Raw genomic sequence first — 15,292 nt, forward strand, 5'->3', positions numbered from 1 at the left:
GCACTTTCGGCCGTTCGCTCCGCCTGCAGCCCGATGACCTGCGCTTTCAGTCCACCAGGCCCTCCAGAACCCTCGAATTACGTCGAACCCGGGCCGAACGGGCTTGGGTAATATCGTCGTTCGACCGGCCGATGAAGTTCCACCACATACCACGCGTTTCACGGTTCTTCCCAGGTCAGGGGCTTGGTCGACCATCCGGGGTCAGCAAAAGGTCAGCAAGACGCCCGGGAGTCGACAACCATGGCCACCATCAACCTCATCCGCGGCATGGGCAGCTTCTTCAAGGAGTGCGAGCACCCCGAGAGCCGGTGGTCGAGGTGCCCGCACGAGTACAAGATCCGGTACCGCAACGCGGCCGGGAAGCAGACGGAGGAGTCGGGCTTCGCCAGCCTGGGCCGAGATGGTCCCCTTCCTCTCCTTTGACGCCGAGATCCGCAAGATCATCTGCACCACGAACGCCATCGAGAGCCTCAACGCCCGCTACCGCCGGGCCGCCAGCGCGTGCGGGCACTTCCCAAACGACCAGGCCGCCCTCAAACGGCTCTACCTGGCCACCCTCGCTCTCGATCCCACCGGACGCGGCCGGCAACGCTGGAGCAACCGCTGGATGGCCGCCCTCAACGCCTTCGACATCACCTTCGACGGACGCCTGTCAGCCGGACGGGCGTAGGCCAACCGGCCCACGCCCACCAGGAAGATCAACAGCTAGGCCAACCGGGTGCCGTACACCTGGATCGTGATAGTCCCACTACTAGGCCAAGCCGGGATCTCGTGCTAGAGGACTACGGCGCCCTCCCGACAAGCACTGCTCGACTGAAACTACCGGACTAACACCCTTGACCCCCATCGATCGAACAATCGCCCGACTGATGTTCAACAGTCCTTATAGTGCAGGTCAGGGCCCATCTCGTCTGCCCCACAGGGCGCCTGATCCACCTCATGACACCAAGTCCGCGAGAGCCGCGCGAGAGGCACGTGAGCCGCAGTGAGCTCCGTCATACCAGTTCATCTGTCGAGGGGGCGCGTGCGCCACTCGGCCATGCCCTCCAGGACCCGGTCGGTGATCGTGGAGACAGTCTCCTTGCTGGTCGTCATGCCGTAGACCTCGGCCAGGTGGGCAACGATCTCCCCGCTGGTCAGACCCTTCGCGGTCAGCGAGATGACCTCATGACACTCCCTGGCCCGCTGGTCCGTGTACTCCTCTACGCCGTCGAAGTGGATGCCGTAGTCGAGGTCATCGTCGGTGGCTCGGGTACGACGCAGCGCCTGGTACTTCTGATTATCTTCACGGTGCAAGCGCGCCTCCTCTGCCGCCGTGCAGCCGTACCAGTGCCCGGCCTGAGTGCGTTCCCGATCGCGTCGTCGCTGCTCCCGCTCCTTGAGCCTCGGGTTGTTGTCCACTAGACGCTGACGGACGTCCAGCCACGCCTGCTGTCTGGCTGGAGCGACGCCGCATTGCTGGAGGAAGGGGTGTGTCGTCTTTCGGACACGCTCCTTACGGGGCGGCGGAGGAGTCCGGGGCGGGGGTCTCCTCGGGGCGGCGGCAGCCGGCGGGGTCGGGGGTGGGGCCGGGGTGGCAGTCGTAGTCGCGGTCGGCGGGGTCCCGGCTGAGGTAGCGGCCAGAGCAGTCGTCGGTGCCGTGTTGGGCGCAGTACTCGGCGGCTGCGTAGCCGTCCGCGAAGGTGTCGGGGGCGCGGATGATCCAGTGACCCGGTTGAAGGGAGGCGTAGGAGTCGCTGTCGACGAGCTCGGCTCCCGGTATCTGCTGCTGGACGGTCGCGAGTTCGTGGTCGCGTTCGGCGGTGTCCACCGAGTGGGGGAGGGAGGCGAGTTGGGCGATCCAGCTGCCGCTCTCCTGGTCGGCCGGAGGGGGCGTCGCGGCGGGGTGGGCGGTTCCCCGGTGCGGGTGGGGCAGGGTGAGTGCGGCGGTGGCGACCGCGGCTCCGGTGAGGGCCGCCAGCACGACGGGAAGCCGTAGGCGTCGGCGGGGCGCGGGGAGGGGCGTGTCGGTCCCGGGGCTCGCGGCGCGGGTGTCGACGCGGGTGTCGGCGCGGTGCTGCGCGCGGACTGTCGGGGTGTCCGCCGGGTCGAGGGCCAGCCGGACGGTGGCGTCGTCGCCGGCGATCGCGGCGAGCCGTGAGGCGAGTTCGGCGGCGCCCGGTCGCCCAGCCGGGTCCTTGTCGAGCAGGGCGTCGATGACGGGGGCCAGCGGGCCGGCGCTCTGCGGCGCGGGGAGCGGCTGGTCACAGGCGGCCATGAGCGTCTCCCAGACCGAGTCACGGCGCAGCGGGTTGGCGCCCTCGACGCAGACGTAGAGGAGCATGCCGAGCGACCACAGGTCGGAGGCGGGCCCGACCATCCCGCCGCGGATGCGCTCCGGGGCGATGTACTCGGGCGAGCCGATGATGTCCCCGGGCGCGGTGAGCGTGTGCGAGCCTTCGAGCGCGGCGATGCCGAAGTCGGTGAGTACGGCGCTGCCGTCCGGGCGGATGAGCACGTTGCCGGGCTTCACGTCGCGGTGCAGGATGCCCGAGGCGTGTGCCGCGCGCAGGGCGGCGAGGACGTCCAGGCCGATCTGCGCGGCCCTGGCCGGGGCGAGGGGCCCCCGGGCGAGTACGGCCGACAGGGAGGGACCGGCGACCAGTTCCATCACCAGCCACGGGTACGGCCGGTCGTCCAGCACCTCGTACACGGTGACGGCGTTGGCGTGGTTGACCCGGGCCAGGGCCCGGGCCTCGCGCAGCACCCGTTGCCTGGTCCGGTCGGCGTGCTCCGGTTCGGCCGCGCCGACGGAGCGCATCTCCTTGAGCGCCACCTCGCGCTCCAGGGTCAGGTCGCGGGCCCGCCACACCGTTCCCATACCGCCGGAGCCGAGCTGCTCCAAGAGCTCGAACCGACCGGCCAGCAGCCGTCCGGCGCCGTGTGCCTGTTCCTCAGTCATGAACTCGCTCGTCTGTTCTTTTCGGGAAATCCGCGGAACGCTATCACGGCCGGTGGCCCAGGTCAGGGGCGCGTCCGTGTGGGGGTGCGCAGCAGGAAGCGGGCGCCGCCGCGGGCGCTGCCGGTGACCGTGAGCGAACCGCCGTGCGCCTGGGCCACCCAGGCGGCGATGGACAGGCCCAGGCCGCTCGACCCCGAGCCGCTACGGAAGCGCTCGAAGAGCGAACGCACCTGCTCGGGCGGGACGCCGGGGCCGGCGTCGTCGACGGTCACCGTGCCGTCGACGGCCACCGTGATCTCGACATCGGCGGTCCCGCCCGGGGCGTGGCCGTGGGTGAGGGCGTTGTCGAGCAGATTGCCGACCGCGCGGCGCAGCAGATCCGGGTCGGCGAGGACCACCACCGGCGCGGCGGTGACGCTCACCCGGTGCCCGTCCGCCGGGGTGTCGGCGACCACGGCCTCGACGAGCTGGTCCAGGCGCAGTGGTTCGAGCTCGGGCGTGAGGGCGCCGGCCATCAGCCGGGCGCGGGTGAGCAGGCCGTCGACCAGGTCGCCCATCCTGGTGGACAGGCGCAGGGTGCGCCGCAGGACCTCGGTGTGGTCGGCCTCGCCGCGTAGCCCGGTTTCGGCGAGCAGCCGCAGCGAGGCGGCGGGGGTGCGCAGGTCGTGGGCGGCGTCGGTGAGGAACGCTTCCTGCTGGTCGAGTGCGGTGAGCGCCGGGCGGACCGCCCGTGCGGCGAGCAGCCGGCCGACCAACGCGGTCACGGCGGTCAGGACGGCGCAGGCGCCCGCGATCACCAGGGTCAGCCGGTCGTGCGCGGCCTTGCTGTCGGTGATGTCGGTGGCCGCGACGATGACACCGCTGACGGTGTCCTCGGGCGGGGGCACGAACGGCTGCGCGAACAGCCGGACCGCGTGCCCGTCCGGGGTGTCGGTGATCGCCCGGGCGACGTCCGAGTCTGCCGCGGCCGCGTCGGCCAGCGCCTTCACCTGGCCGGGCGCCACCGTGACACAGGGCCGGTGCGCCTGGGCGGTCACGGTCAGCTGGTCCGGGGAGCCGGTGAACAGGGTCACCGCGGGGCAGTCGTAGCCGCCCTCCCTGGGGTCCGGGTACAGCAGCTGGCCCGCGTCACCGGTGCTCAGCTCGGCGAGGCTTTCGCGCACCCGCACCGTCAGGTCGGCGTCGACCTGTCCGCGCCAGGAGGTGTCGTCCGCGTGGACGGCGAGGGCAGCCATGCCGAGCAGGGCGGCGGCGCTGGTGAGGGTGAACAGCAGGGTGATGCGGCGGCGCAGCCTGCGGATCCGGCCCGCCGGTGTCGGCGGACTCATCCGCGCTCCTCGTCGACGTGACCTGAAGTGGAGAGTCCGGTGCCCTCCAGCCGGTAGCCGACGCCCCGCACGGTGTGGATCCGAGGCGGATCGCGGTGATCGTCGCCGGCCGCGAAGTCCTCCATCCGGTCGGCGACCGCGTCGCGCGCGGTGAGGAACAGCTGCGGCACCGTCCGCCCCGTCCGCCCCTCGCACCGCATGCCCGGCACGGACCCGGTGGCGTCGTCGGACGGCAGCATTCGGTCGAACACGATGCAGTCGTCCTCGGTGACGAAGAGCATCCCGTCGGCCGCCGGACGGCCGGACGTCACGTCGACGGCCGGACCCCTGCCGCGCAGCGCCGCGTCGACGGCGAACCGCAGATCCTCGCCGTCCTCGACCAGCGGTGCAGGCACACCGGGCGCTGTGAGAAGACCTCGCCACGTCCCGGCGGCGCATCCCGCGTTCAGCAGAGCCGTGGCCGGTAGGCGGTCGGCGGCACGGCGACCGGGCGTGCGGTCGATCATCGGTGGCACCGTTCTTCCGCTGTCGGCAACAGTGACGAGGCGCTCTCCTGCGGGGGAACCGAAGAGCGCCTCGTGACGTCCGGTAGCTTCGCCGGACCAACGTGAGGATTCGATGAGGACCCCGGCCGCACGGCCCCGCCGCCCCGCAGTTCGTCAGGGTCGCGCCGCGCGGCCACTGTCGAGCTCCCGATCAACCAACAATCATGGGGGACTTCCAGTTGTCCTACCGGGCGTTCCCGGTCAACGCCGGCGGCGGCGTGCTCTTCTGCCGGCGTCACCTGGACGGCGACCGGCATTGCCCGGGCGGCATAGAAGTCCTCCACCCGAGACACAGCCGTCAGCAGGTCTTCTCCCCCCCCCGCCAGCGGCAGCGCCGAGTTCGACCGGTGGCGTGGCACGCCCGGAGTGTGCCGCAGCAGCCAGCCTCCCTCCTCTCGGGCCTCGACAGTCGGCCATGCTTCCGCCGCGTACCGCTCGATCAACAGCATGTCGACCAACGTGCTCCCATGTCCCGGATCTGAGTTCATCGCCCACACGGCACGAGCCAGGCGGAGGGGTCCGCTCGTGCAGTGCAGCGCCGAAGGGCGCCTGCAGGATGGCGCGGAGGGATCAGGGCCTGTTCGGCCATCCGGTGGCTTCGAGCATGCACGTCACCAGGTGGGGTGGCAGCGTGGAGGAATCCAAGACCCGGATGCGCGGGGACGGCCTGTATGAACGGAGTGGACAGCCATGTCCTTGGGGGCACGGAACCGGGCGGACCGGGGGAACACCGGTCCGCCCGGGGTGGGCTGCGCTCGTGGCTGCGGGTGCGCAGTGTCGCCGGGCAGGTGTTCCTGTGGTTGCTGGTCGCGGTGGTGGTGCTCGTTGCCGCGGCATCGGCAGCGCTCATCGTGCAGGCCCGGAGCTACAGCACGAAGGACGCCGAGCACCGGACGCTCGACACGGCCATCGCGCTGGCACACTCTCCCGGGATGCTGAGTGCCCTGGACGGCCCGGACCCGAGCGCGGCGCTGCAGCCGCTCGCCGAGGAGATCCGAAAGAGCGGCGGCTTCGACTACGTCGTGATCTTCAACGCCTCGGGGATCCGCTACACCTTTCCCAATCCGGGCCTGATCGGTACGCACGTCGTCGTCCCTTACCAGGATGCCTTCACAGGGCCTCGCACCAGGACCACCCGCTCGGCGTTCGGCAGCACAGTGGATACGACTGCACCTGTCGCAAGGCCCGATGGTTCGGTCGCCGGGTTCGTGGCGGTAGGGGTCACCGCCGGGCACGTCGGCCGGACGGTCGCCCGCCAGCTGCCGCTCCTCCTGGGCGGCGCGGCGGCCGCGCTCGCGGTGGGTGCGGGTGGGGCGGTGCTGGTGCGGCGGCGGTTGCGCCGCCAGACGCACGGCCTGGGCCCGGCCGAGATGACGCGGATGTACGAGCACCACGACGCCGTGCTGCACGCGGTGCGCGAGGGCGTGCTGATCGTCGGCGGGGACGGACGGGTACTGCTGGCGAACGACGAGGCCCGGCGGCTGCTGGAACTGCCGTCCGAGGCGGAGGGACGGCCGGTCATCGAACTCGGGCTCGATCCGGGGCTGGCCGAGTTGCTGGCGTCGGGGCGGGCCGCCACCGACGAGGTGCACCTGGCCGAGGACCGGCTGCTCGCCGTGAACAACCGCTCCACCGCGCCGTTCGGCGGCGGTGCCGGCAGTGTCGCGACGATCCGGGACACCACCGAGCTGCGGGCGCTGGCCGGGCAGGCCGAGACGGCGCGGGCCCGGCTGCAACTGCTCTACGACGCGGGACTTCGGGTGGGCACCACCCTGGACGTGGTGCGCACCGCACAGGAGCTGGCCGACGTGGCGGTACCCCGGTTCGCGGACTTCGCCACCGTCGAGCTGGCCGAGGCGGTGCTGCGCGGTGACGAGCCGCTCCCCGGCATGGGCACCGCGGGAGGCCTGCGGATCCGCCGCGCGGCCGCCGGCGGCATCAGCGACGACCGGCCGCTCTACCCCGTGGGCGCGCAGATCCACCCGCTGCCCGGCACACCGGAGGAAGCCGCCCTGCAAACCGGGCACGCCGCGTTGGTGGCCGATCTGCACCGGGCGCACGCCTGGCAGGCGCGCGACCCGCAGACCGCCGACCGGATCCTCGCGTACGGGATCCACTCACTGATCTCCGCGCCGCTCAGGGCGCGCGGTCTGACGTTGGGCACGGTCACATTCTGGCGCGCGGAACAGTCCGCACCGTTCGGGGAGGAGGACGTGGCCTTCGCCGAGGAACTGGTCGCCCGCGCGGCGACGTGCGTCGACAACGCCCGCCGCTACACCCGTGAGCACCGGATGGCCGAGACGCTGCAGCGCAGCCTGTTGCCCCGGGGACTGCCCGAGCAGAGCGCCCTGGAGGTGGCCTACCGGTACCGGCCGGCGCAGCGGGGGGTCGGCGGGGACTGGTTCGACGTCATCCCGCTGCCCGGCTTCCGCGTGGCCCTGGTCGTCGGCGACGTCGTCGGCCACGGCCTGCACGCCGCCGCCACCATGGGCCGACTGCGCACCGCCGTCCTCAACTTCGCCGCCCTCGACCTACCCCCGGACGAACTGCTCGCCCGCCTCGACGAACTGGTCACGCGGCTCGACCACGGCGAGGCAGCTGTGGGAGACGACGACCGCGAGAGCGAGGGCGAGCTGGTGGTCACGGGCGCCACCTGCCTGTACGTGATCTACGATCCGGTCTCCGGACACTGCACGATGGCGCGGGCGGGCCACCCGCCGCCGGCCCTGGTCCGGACCGACGGCAGCGTGGAGTACGTCGACCTGCCCGCCGGCCCGCCGCTCGGCGTGGGCGGCCTGCCCTTCGAGACCACCGAACTCCGGCTGGCGCCCGGCACCGCACTGGTCCTCTACACCGACGGACTCGTCACCGGCCGCGAGCGCGACCTGGAGAACGGACTCGCCGCACTGCACCGCTCCCTGGCCGACGCCCGAGCCGACCGATCCCCGGAGGACACCTGCCAGGCCGTGTCCGACGCACTCGTCCCGCCACATCCGAGCGACGACATCGCCCTCCTCATCGCCCGCACGCAACTGCTCGAGCCCGACCAGGTGGCCACCTGGGACGTACCCGACGACTTCGCCGCCGTCTCCCGCATTCGCAACGCATGCTCCGACCAGCTCACCGCCTGGGGCCTGGAGGAACTGACCTTCACCACCGAGCTGATCCTCAGCGAACTGATCACCAACGCCCTCCGCTACGGCACCCAACCGATCCGCGTCCGCCTGCTGCGCGACACCAGCCTGGTCTGCGAGGTCTCCGACGCCAGCAGCACGGCCCCCCACCTGCGCTACGCCGCCGACACCGACGAGGGCGGCCGGGGCCTGTTCCTGGTGGCCCAGATGGCCGAGCGCTGGGGGACCAGGTACACGGCCCGCGGCAAGGTCATCTGGTCCGAACAACCGCTGACCGCACCCGAGTTTCAGTTCGAGGCGATGCTGTAATCCAGCGGACCGAGGGCATCCCGCGCCCGGACCTGTGGGACTGGACCCCATCGGCGTCTTCGTCCCCGCCGACCACCCGCTTCCCGTTCACAGCCGACGAGTCCGCCGCGTGGCGCGATCGGGTCGACGAAGTCGTTGCCGCCTTGGGCCTGAACACGGCGGCCCCGTATGCGGGCACGGCCGCACCTGCGTCCATACGGCTGTCCCAGCGCTCCGCCACGCGGCCATCGGGCCAGCGTCCGAGCACGATTGCGGGTACCGGCCCGGCGGCGTTTGCCGCCGGGCCGGTGGCCGGTCAGGGGAGGGGGTTCAGGTACACCCCGGACGTGTCCTGGCCGGGGGTGTTTCGGCAGGTGTAGTTGCTGGCGGCGGGCTGGGCGGCGATCAGGGCCAGGCAGCGGCCCAGGCCCAACTGCCCGTAGTAGTTGGGGTGGAAGGACTCCTGCATGGTGCCCTGGGTCAGGCCGGTGGTCAGGAAGCGTGCCCATTCGCTGGTGGCTGCCGTGGGCGGTTGGGTGGAGGTGGCGAGGCTGGCGGAGCTTGAGCAGACCTCGTGGCCTTGCAAGAGGTTCTGCAGGTCGAGGAACTGTGCGCCGTGGGCGGCGGCGACCTGGGCGAGCCCGGCGGCGATCTGCGGGACCAGGGTGTCGCGTGCCCAGTCCTCGTCGCCGTTCCACATGGGGCAGCCGCCGTCATTGGTGCGGCTCCAGCCGGTCTCCGGGTAGCGGTTCTCGGAGCTGCGGGGGATCGGGGACGGGTAGGACTGCAGGACGATCCGGTAGTCGGAGGCGGCGTAGCCGTCGGCGGCCATCACCGCGCGGATCTCGTCGATCGACGTGCCGACGTTCGTCATCGCGGCGGTCATCTTCGCGTTGATCGCGGCCTGTTGGGAGGGCTGGCAGTAGGAGTACCAGACCTCGTAGTCCTTGACGCAGGTGGAGATGGCGTCCGCGAAGCCCAGGTCGTTGCCGCCGATGGACAGGGCGATCAGGTTGACGTTGCGGGTGGCGGCGATGGCCGCGAGCTGGTCGGCCTGGGGCGCCTCGCCCTTGAACGACTGGCCGCCGCTGCTCGCGCGGAGGACGTTCGCGGTGGTGGCGCCGGAGCAGGCGATGTTCAGCGCGCCGGCGGCGGTGAAGGCACTGAGCACCTCCGCGGAGTCGGAGCGGTCGCAGCCGCCCGAGGTGCTGCCGTAGACCTGGGTGGCGTCGTAGCCGCTGCCGGTGTAGGCGCGGTCGGTGCCGCTGCGGCTGCCGGTGAAGGTGTCGCTGTTGCCCATCCAGCGCCCGGCCTCGCCGGACATGTAACTGTCACCCATCGACACGGCGATCGGCGGCCCGGCCACCGGGGCGGCGTGGGCGGGAGCGGCCACGGTCAACAGGCCGGTGGCGGCGATGGGAAGCGCGAGCAGGCCGGCGGTCAGCCGCCGGAATCTGCCGGCGGGCGTGGGCGTGGGCGTGGTGCTGCTTTGGTGCATGACGGAACTCCTGCGCTCGCCGTCGCCGCGTGGGAAGCGGGACGGCGGGTCGGGGTGAGGGGAGAGCCCCGGCCGGGGGTGCGGGAGAAACGTTGCACACTGCACTCATGATCACCAGTAGTCCGTCACAGCTTTTTCATCGTGTTACCGACGCGTTCACCTATACCTGTCGTCCCAGGCCACGGCCCGCGTTCCAGCTGGCCGGCCGGTAGGTCGCGGCGGCGAGGGCGCCCTGCAGCCGTCCCGCGCACTGTCCGGGAGATGGCCGGAGCCCCTGGTGCCCACGATGCGAGCGCGCCGGTCAGGTTGTGGTCGCGGCCGGGGAGAGCAGCGCACACCCGGTGCACCGGCCGCCCGCCAGCGGCGAAGTATCTCGATAAGGCGCGGACCGTGGAGGATCGCGCCTGCCGCGCAATCGCCCGTCCCCGGCCGCAGCCAGCCCGCGCGCGGTGGGGTGCGCGTAGCCGGGGCCGAGCCAGCCGGGCTCGGTGATGACGTGGTCCGCCCTGAGCTCCACGCGCGGCATTCGAGCGCCCCGAGTCCGCAGCAGGGCTTGGGACTTGGCCGCCAGGGCGGTGAGTGTGGTGGAGGGCGCCGGATTCCCAGGACCCGGGTGTGCAGGCCGGCCAGCCGCAGCGCCAGGGCCAGCCCGGGGGCGGTGCCGCCGGAGCCCACCGCCGTCACGAGCCAGCCGGGTTCGAGCAGCAGCCCCAGTGCGAGCTGCTCGGCCAGTTCGAGCGTGCACTCGAAGTGGCGCCGCCCCTACCTCCTCTTCACGGGTGTTCAGCATGAGGGGAGAGGCGGGCGCGGTCAGTTGCGGTTCCGGGCACGGTTGCGGCGGTGGAAGAAGGCCAGGGCGACGGCTGTTCCGGCGAGGAGCAGAACCGTGCCGGCCGCGAGGAGCGGGAGGGCGTCGCGGTGCGGGGTGTCCGCGCGGGAGATCGGGTGGGAAGTGTGGGGCGGAGTGGTGGGGGAGGGCGCTGGCGGGGTGATGTCGCTGGGGGCGCCGTCGCGAGTGGGGACGATCCACGTCTGGTCCGGGCTGCCGGGTGTGCAGGGCCGGGTGGAGGTTGTGCCGTCGGGAGTGGCGGTGAGGCACTGGCCGGACCGCTTGTTCCGCAGGGTCTTCGACGTGGTGTCGTAGGCCCACTGCTTGGTGGGATCGTCGACTCTGCCGTCGGCGGGCGCGCCGGCGCAGTCGCGCACGACGGTGGTGGAACTCTGATCGGTGAGGCAGTAGTTGGAGGGCAGGCGCAGCGTCTGGTCGGCGGCCAGCACCCAGGCGCGGTCGGTGGTGGGCGTGCAGTCGGACATCGCGACCTTGGTTCCGTCGCCGGGGGTGCCCTGCGCGGTGAGGCAGGTACGGTTGTTGCGTACCGGGCCCCGGGCGGTGTTGCCGATGGCGTTGCGCTGGGTGCTGCCCTGGGCGGTCACCTCGACCTTGGCCTGCGGTTTGCAGAAGTTGCGTAGGTCGGTGGAGTCGACGGTGGCGGTGACGGTGCCCGCGTTTGCGGTGGGCAGGCTGAGGGTGACGGCTGAGTTCGGCTGGTCGTAGCAGGTGGAGCGGGGGTCGTTCCACTCGATGTACTCGGTCCAGTCGCCCATGTTCTCGGGGGAGATGCCGGTGGCGGTGGTCTTGATGCTGCCCAGGTCGATGGTGGTGCCGGTGGTCGTGTCGGTGACGGTGGCGTTGAACCAGCCTCCGGTGGTGGCGGCGACCTTGAACTGGTAGGTGTGGCCGGCCTGCCAGTCCAGGGAAGCCCAGCAGTGTTGGCCGCTGCCCTCGCCGTCGAACCGTTCGCAGCTGGTGCCGGGGCTGCCCGGCTTCGCCCCGGTGGCGTCCCAGATCGAGAAGAGCAGGTGGCGCGGGGAGCCGCCGTTGCTCTGCATGCCGATGTAGCCGCCGTGCTTGTTGTCGAGACCGAACTGGTGGCTCCAGAAGATGTCGGCGGTGTAGCCGGGGTCGTAGGCCGGCGTGGTGGTCCAGCTGACGTCATGCAGGGAGCCGGTACCGCTCGGGAATGCGTAGTAGGTGTACGTGCCGGGGGTGTGGCCCTCCTCGTCGGCGGCGTCGGCCTGGCCGGCACCGGCCAAGGAGAGGGCGAGGGCACCGAGCCCGCCGGCGATGGCGAGACGGAGGGCCCTGGAGGGGCGGCGGTGACGGGCGGGGCGGTTGTCCATGCGGGCTTTCCTCCGGGGCTGCGGCTGACTCGTCGAGCCGTTCGAACGCCGTAGGAGTACAGCCGGCGATCACGAGGCTCCGATACAGCAATTGCACGGGTGACGTGGGTGAACGGGAGTGCTCCGGGAAGTCGTAGAGAGCCGGAACACGCCGGGTGGTCTGGACACACTCCGTCAGCCGAAGCCGGTTGTGTGGCGGTGGCGAGCGGAGTGTGTCCGGGGTGGTCTGTCGTCAGCAGGTAGTTCCGGGCTTCACGGGCTTGAGATCGACCAGGTAGCCGTGTCAGCGGACGCGGCAGACGGTTCTGATCCACTTCTTGTGGTTCGGTGACGGTGCGTCACGAAGGCTCAATCCGCGAGGAGGATCTGTCGGCGCAGGAGATCGAAGCCGGCTCGGCCGTATCCGTCGCGTTTGATCCGCTTCACCCTGTTCACGTTGCCTTCGACCTTGCCTGAGCTCCATTCCAGCGTGAGTCCGGCCGTCACGGCGTCGAAGTCCTGGCGCAGCCCACGGGCCAGGCTGCGCAGCGGTTTCAGCGCCGTGGCCTCCGCATCGGCGAGCCAGTCGGCGAGGTCTCCGCCGCGCCGCTCGGCCATCATCGCGGCGAAGGCGCGCACGCAGTCGGTGACGGCCTCCAGTTCTGGGCAGCGGGCGAGGAGGTGCTTGAGCCTCAGGGTGTCGTTCTCCTCGATGCCGTCGGGCTGCGCGGTGATCAACCAGGTGGCCTTGCGGACGGTCAGCTCGGTGGGCTTATCGGGCGCGGGCCGGCCGCTTGCCCGCAGTTCCTGCAGGTGGCGGCGCACCGTCCGTTTGCTGCCCCGGTAGCCGCGCTCGACGATCTCGGCGTGGAGCCGGGCAGCGTCCGTGCAGCCCTCGTTCCACCGCCGGTACAAGTAGCGCGAGTAGCTGTGGATCTGTCCGTAGCGACGCGAGCCGGTACCACGGGATGCCTCGTCGGGAGTGGCGGCGTGGGCGTAGCGGCGTACGGTCTTGCGGTCGAGCCCGAGCGTCTTGGCGATCGCCTCGATCGACACGCCTTTGTCGTACAGAGCGTGCACGGCAGTGTGCCGCTCGCGCCGCTTGATCGCCCGCAGCCCCTCCTCGAGCACCGATGTGTCGTCGGCTTCTGTGTCCACCTTCCCGCCGGTGACGCTGGACGCCGCCTCGTCGGAGGGTTCGACGAGGCACTTGCGGTGCTCGGCGACGCACTTCTCGACGGCCTCGCACAGGTTCTTCCACAAGTGAAATCGGTCTGCGACCTGCGTCGCGTCGGGGCAGGCGCTGCGGACGGCCTCGGCGTAGGCGCTGGCGCGGTCCCGGCACACGATCTCGGCTCCTGGATGCTCGCGCAACCAGGCCGTGAACGTCTCCGCGGTGCGGTCGGGGAGCACGTCCACGCGCTCGCCGGTCTCCATGTCCAGCAGGATGGTCCCGTAGACGTGCCCCTTCTTCAGGGCGAAGTCGTCCACCCCCAGCACGCGCGGCGCCGGGGTGGTCTGCTTCTCGGGGAGCCTGCGCAGCAGCCTGATCAGGGAGTTCGGACTTGCCGGGACGGACAGGTGTGCAGCCAGTCGGGCTGCCGGGCGGCCGGTCAGCGCCAGCGCGATCCGCTCCAGTGCCCTGCGCAGGGCCGGAGTACGGCGCGCGTAGCGCTCGGTGAGGTCGTCTATCTGCTCGACGAAGGTGCGGCGGCGGCAATCAGCGGCGGAGCAGAGGAATCGCCGCACCCGCAGATCGATCGCAACGGTGCGATCGGCCACCGCCAGGTCGGCCAGGCGCCGCCGGTAGCTGCCGTGAACGCGCCGGGAGAGCGTGCCGCACCCGGGGCAGGGCGCCTTCGGCGCCACGGCCCGCGCCATGAACGTCACCACCCGCTCGTCGACCACCACCCGTTCCACCGCGACTGTCGTCAGGTGCGAGAACGCCGACCAGAGCATGCTGCAGTTACACGAACGCCATCCTTCCAGCCAGGAGTGACGCACCGTCACCGGACCACAAGAAGTGGATCAGAACCGCTTGTCAGGCTCTGATCAACATTTCGGGATGACCGAGCGTGACCGCTACGGGCCGAGCAACACGTGCCGTCGGAGGAGGTCGAAGTTGGCTCGCCCGTACCCCTGGCGTTTGAGAAATTTGACCCGATTTACATGCCCTTCAACCATGTCGCTGGAGTAGGGCAGGGTCAGGCCGGCGGTCACGGCGTCGAAGTCCTTGTTGAGGTTGCTGGCGAAGCTGTGCAGGGGTGCCAGTTCGCTGCCCTTGACTGCCTTGATCCAGCGTGGTAGGAGGTGGCCGTCGAGGTTCTTCATCATCCTGGTGAAGTCCCCGATGTGCCTGCGGAGATCCGCGAGTTCGGGGCAAACAGTCAGGATGCGCTTGAGGCGGAGCTGCTGGCCGGAGGTGAGGTTGTCGGGGTGGCGGGTGAGCCAGCCGACTACTTGCCTGACGGTGGGCTCCTCGGACCTCTTGGGCGTCGGGGCCTCGGAGGATCGCAGGGGTTCGAGCCAGCGACGGACGCTGCGGCTGCTGCCCCGATAGCCGCGTTGCTGGATCTCACGGAACAGCCGTCCGCTGTCGGTGCAGCCTTCCTGCCAGCGCATGTTGAGGTACTTGGCCCAGGGCTGCAACATGTTCCGCTTCTGCCGCGGTGGACACAACAGGTCCTCGACAGCGACCGCATGCGCGTACTTGCGGACCGTGGCCAACGCGAGCCCGCCCGATGTCGCCTTCCGGTACCGGCTCCGGTATGGAGCGTGGCCGGACGGATGTGGTGGCGTGACACGCATCATGGCCCCCACCACACACACATCCGTCCGGGAGTCGCCAGAGGCCCAGCCCGTCGGCGCCACGAGACCGGGACTGAGCCGGAGCCGCTCTATTTACTGTCTCTCCTCGGCGGTCGCGTGGTGTGCCACAGGGTTGCTGTACAGCAGGTCACGGCCAAGTGAGGTGAGAGTATGGCGAACTTGTCGTCCTTCACGCTCGGTGGTGATCGCGCCTGCTGTGCGTAGGGCGGTGGCGTGGGAGGAGGCGGATGGGGAGGTGATGCAGAGGCGTTCGGCCAATTGCCGGGTGGTGCAGGAGCCTTGGCCGATCGCGCGCAGGGCTCGGGCCCGGGCAGAGCCAATCAACGAGGCGAGCCCGTCCGTCTGCCGGGTTGAGGTGTATCCCGACGGCCGCGCGCTGATCGGGTAACTCAGCGCAGTCGGACGGTGCTCGGCAGGAATGGCCATGACTCCGCTCTGGAGGAAGAAGTTGGGGCGTAGTTCGAGCCCGCGTCCGCCTAGGAGCGTGTCTCAGTAACCGGCAAGCGGCCGAGCGGTCGTGATCGGCGGGATCGGTCGTCGGCCGCTCGGCGCATGCCTGCTGGCGTCGG

At 70.8% G+C, this 15,292-nt stretch carries 9 protein-coding genes and 2 pseudogenes; 3 read left to right on the top strand and 8 right to left on the bottom strand.

The window, feature by feature from the left end; genetic code table 11:
* Window positions 1–240 precede the first annotated feature (240 nt).
* Together ACGF12_RS36250 and ACGF12_RS36255 are read left to right on the top strand one after the other, a co-directional pair.
* Window positions 241–423 carry a hypothetical protein gene (locus tag ACGF12_RS36250; protein WP_393040166.1) on the top strand — a complete coding sequence of 61 codons (183 nt, stop codon included), beginning with the start codon at window positions 241–243 and terminating at the stop codon, window positions 421–423.
* Window positions 389–670 (top strand): annotated as a pseudogene (locus tag ACGF12_RS36255) (transposase); the annotation flags it as partial. The gene ACGF12_RS36250 and the pseudogene ACGF12_RS36255, both read left to right, overlap by 35 nt.
* A 341-nt stretch (window positions 671–1,011) precedes the next feature.
* Here ACGF12_RS36255 and ACGF12_RS36260 read toward each other — a convergent pair.
* The 4 genes and pseudogenes from ACGF12_RS36260 to ACGF12_RS36275 all read right to left on the bottom strand — a co-directional run.
* A pseudogene (locus ACGF12_RS36260) lies at window positions 1,012–1,164 on the bottom strand (transposase); the annotation flags it as partial.
* Between the two features lie 331 nt (window positions 1,165–1,495).
* Window positions 1,496–2,941 (bottom strand): serine/threonine-protein kinase, encoded by a 1,446-nt coding sequence (locus tag ACGF12_RS36265; protein WP_393040142.1) that lies wholly within the window; start codon window positions 2,939–2,941, stop codon window positions 1,496–1,498.
* A 62-nt stretch (window positions 2,942–3,003) separates the two neighbouring features.
* Entirely contained in the window at window positions 3,004–4,269 is a 1,266-nt protein-coding gene (locus ACGF12_RS36270; protein ID WP_393040145.1) for a sensor histidine kinase, read from the bottom strand.
* Complete coding sequence (locus tag ACGF12_RS36275; RefSeq protein WP_393040148.1) at window positions 4,266–4,664, bottom strand: hypothetical protein; 399 nt, start codon at window positions 4,662–4,664, stop codon at window positions 4,266–4,268. Before ACGF12_RS36275 ends, ACGF12_RS36270 begins: the two co-directional genes overlap by 4 nt.
* Window positions 4,665–5,485: 821 nt before the next feature.
* Between ACGF12_RS36275 and ACGF12_RS36280 the strand changes: the two genes are divergently transcribed.
* Window positions 5,486–8,257 carry a SpoIIE family protein phosphatase gene (locus tag ACGF12_RS36280; protein WP_393040151.1) on the top strand — a complete coding sequence of 924 codons (2,772 nt, stop codon included), beginning with the start codon at window positions 5,486–5,488 and terminating at the stop codon, window positions 8,255–8,257.
* 295 nt (window positions 8,258–8,552) lie between these two features.
* On the opposite strand, the gene ACGF12_RS36285 is transcribed toward ACGF12_RS36280, so the two are convergent.
* The 4 genes from ACGF12_RS36285 to ACGF12_RS36300 all read right to left on the bottom strand — a co-directional run bounded on the left by ACGF12_RS36285 (window position 8,553) and on the right by ACGF12_RS36300 (window position 14,546).
* Complete coding sequence (locus tag ACGF12_RS36285; protein ID WP_393040154.1) at window positions 8,553–9,734, bottom strand: GDSL-type esterase/lipase family protein; 1,182 nt, start codon at window positions 9,732–9,734, stop codon at window positions 8,553–8,555.
* Between the two features lie 810 nt (window positions 9,735–10,544).
* Window positions 10,545–11,915: a DUF3472 domain-containing protein gene (locus ACGF12_RS36290; protein ID WP_393040157.1), complete on the bottom strand. Its 1,371-nt coding sequence runs from the start codon at window positions 11,913–11,915 to the stop codon at window positions 10,545–10,547.
* Window positions 11,916–12,263: 348 nt separating this feature from the next.
* Window positions 12,264–13,853 (bottom strand): ISL3 family transposase, encoded by a 1,590-nt coding sequence (locus ACGF12_RS36295; protein ID WP_393040160.1) that lies wholly within the window; start codon window positions 13,851–13,853, stop codon window positions 12,264–12,266.
* A gap of 123 nt (window positions 13,854–13,976) precedes the next feature.
* Complete coding sequence (locus ACGF12_RS36300) at window positions 13,977–14,546, bottom strand: transposase (RefSeq protein WP_393040163.1); 570 nt, start codon at window positions 14,544–14,546, stop codon at window positions 13,977–13,979.
* Window positions 14,547–15,292 lie beyond the last annotated feature (746 nt).

Source organism: Kitasatospora sp. NPDC048296, from assembly GCF_043201815.1.
Classification (GTDB): Bacteria; Actinomycetota; Actinomycetes; order Streptomycetales; family Streptomycetaceae; genus Kitasatospora.

Coding starts and splice junctions, on each gene's coding strand:
- ACGF12_RS36250 (WP_393040166.1), top strand. CDS start 241: ATGGCCACCATCAACCTCATCCGCGGCATGGGCAGCTTCTTCAAGGAG.
- ACGF12_RS36265 (WP_393040142.1), bottom strand. CDS start 2,941: ATGACTGAGGAACAGGCACACGGCGCCGGACGGCTGCTGGCCGGTCGG.
- ACGF12_RS36270 (WP_393040145.1), bottom strand. CDS start 4,269: ATGAGTCCGCCGACACCGGCGGGCCGGATCCGCAGGCTGCGCCGCCGC.
- ACGF12_RS36280 (WP_393040151.1), top strand. CDS start 5,486: ATGAACGGAGTGGACAGCCATGTCCTTGGGGGCACGGAACCGGGCGGA.
- ACGF12_RS36285 (WP_393040154.1), bottom strand. CDS start 9,734: ATGCACCAAAGCAGCACCACGCCCACGCCCACGCCCGCCGGCAGATTC.
- ACGF12_RS36290 (WP_393040157.1), bottom strand. CDS start 11,915: ATGGACAACCGCCCCGCCCGTCACCGCCGCCCCTCCAGGGCCCTCCGT.
- ACGF12_RS36295 (WP_393040160.1), bottom strand. CDS start 13,853: ATGCTCTGGTCGGCGTTCTCGCACCTGACGACAGTCGCGGTGGAACGG.
- ACGF12_RS36300 (WP_393040163.1), bottom strand. CDS start 14,546: ATGTTGCAGCCCTGGGCCAAGTACCTCAACATGCGCTGGCAGGAAGGC.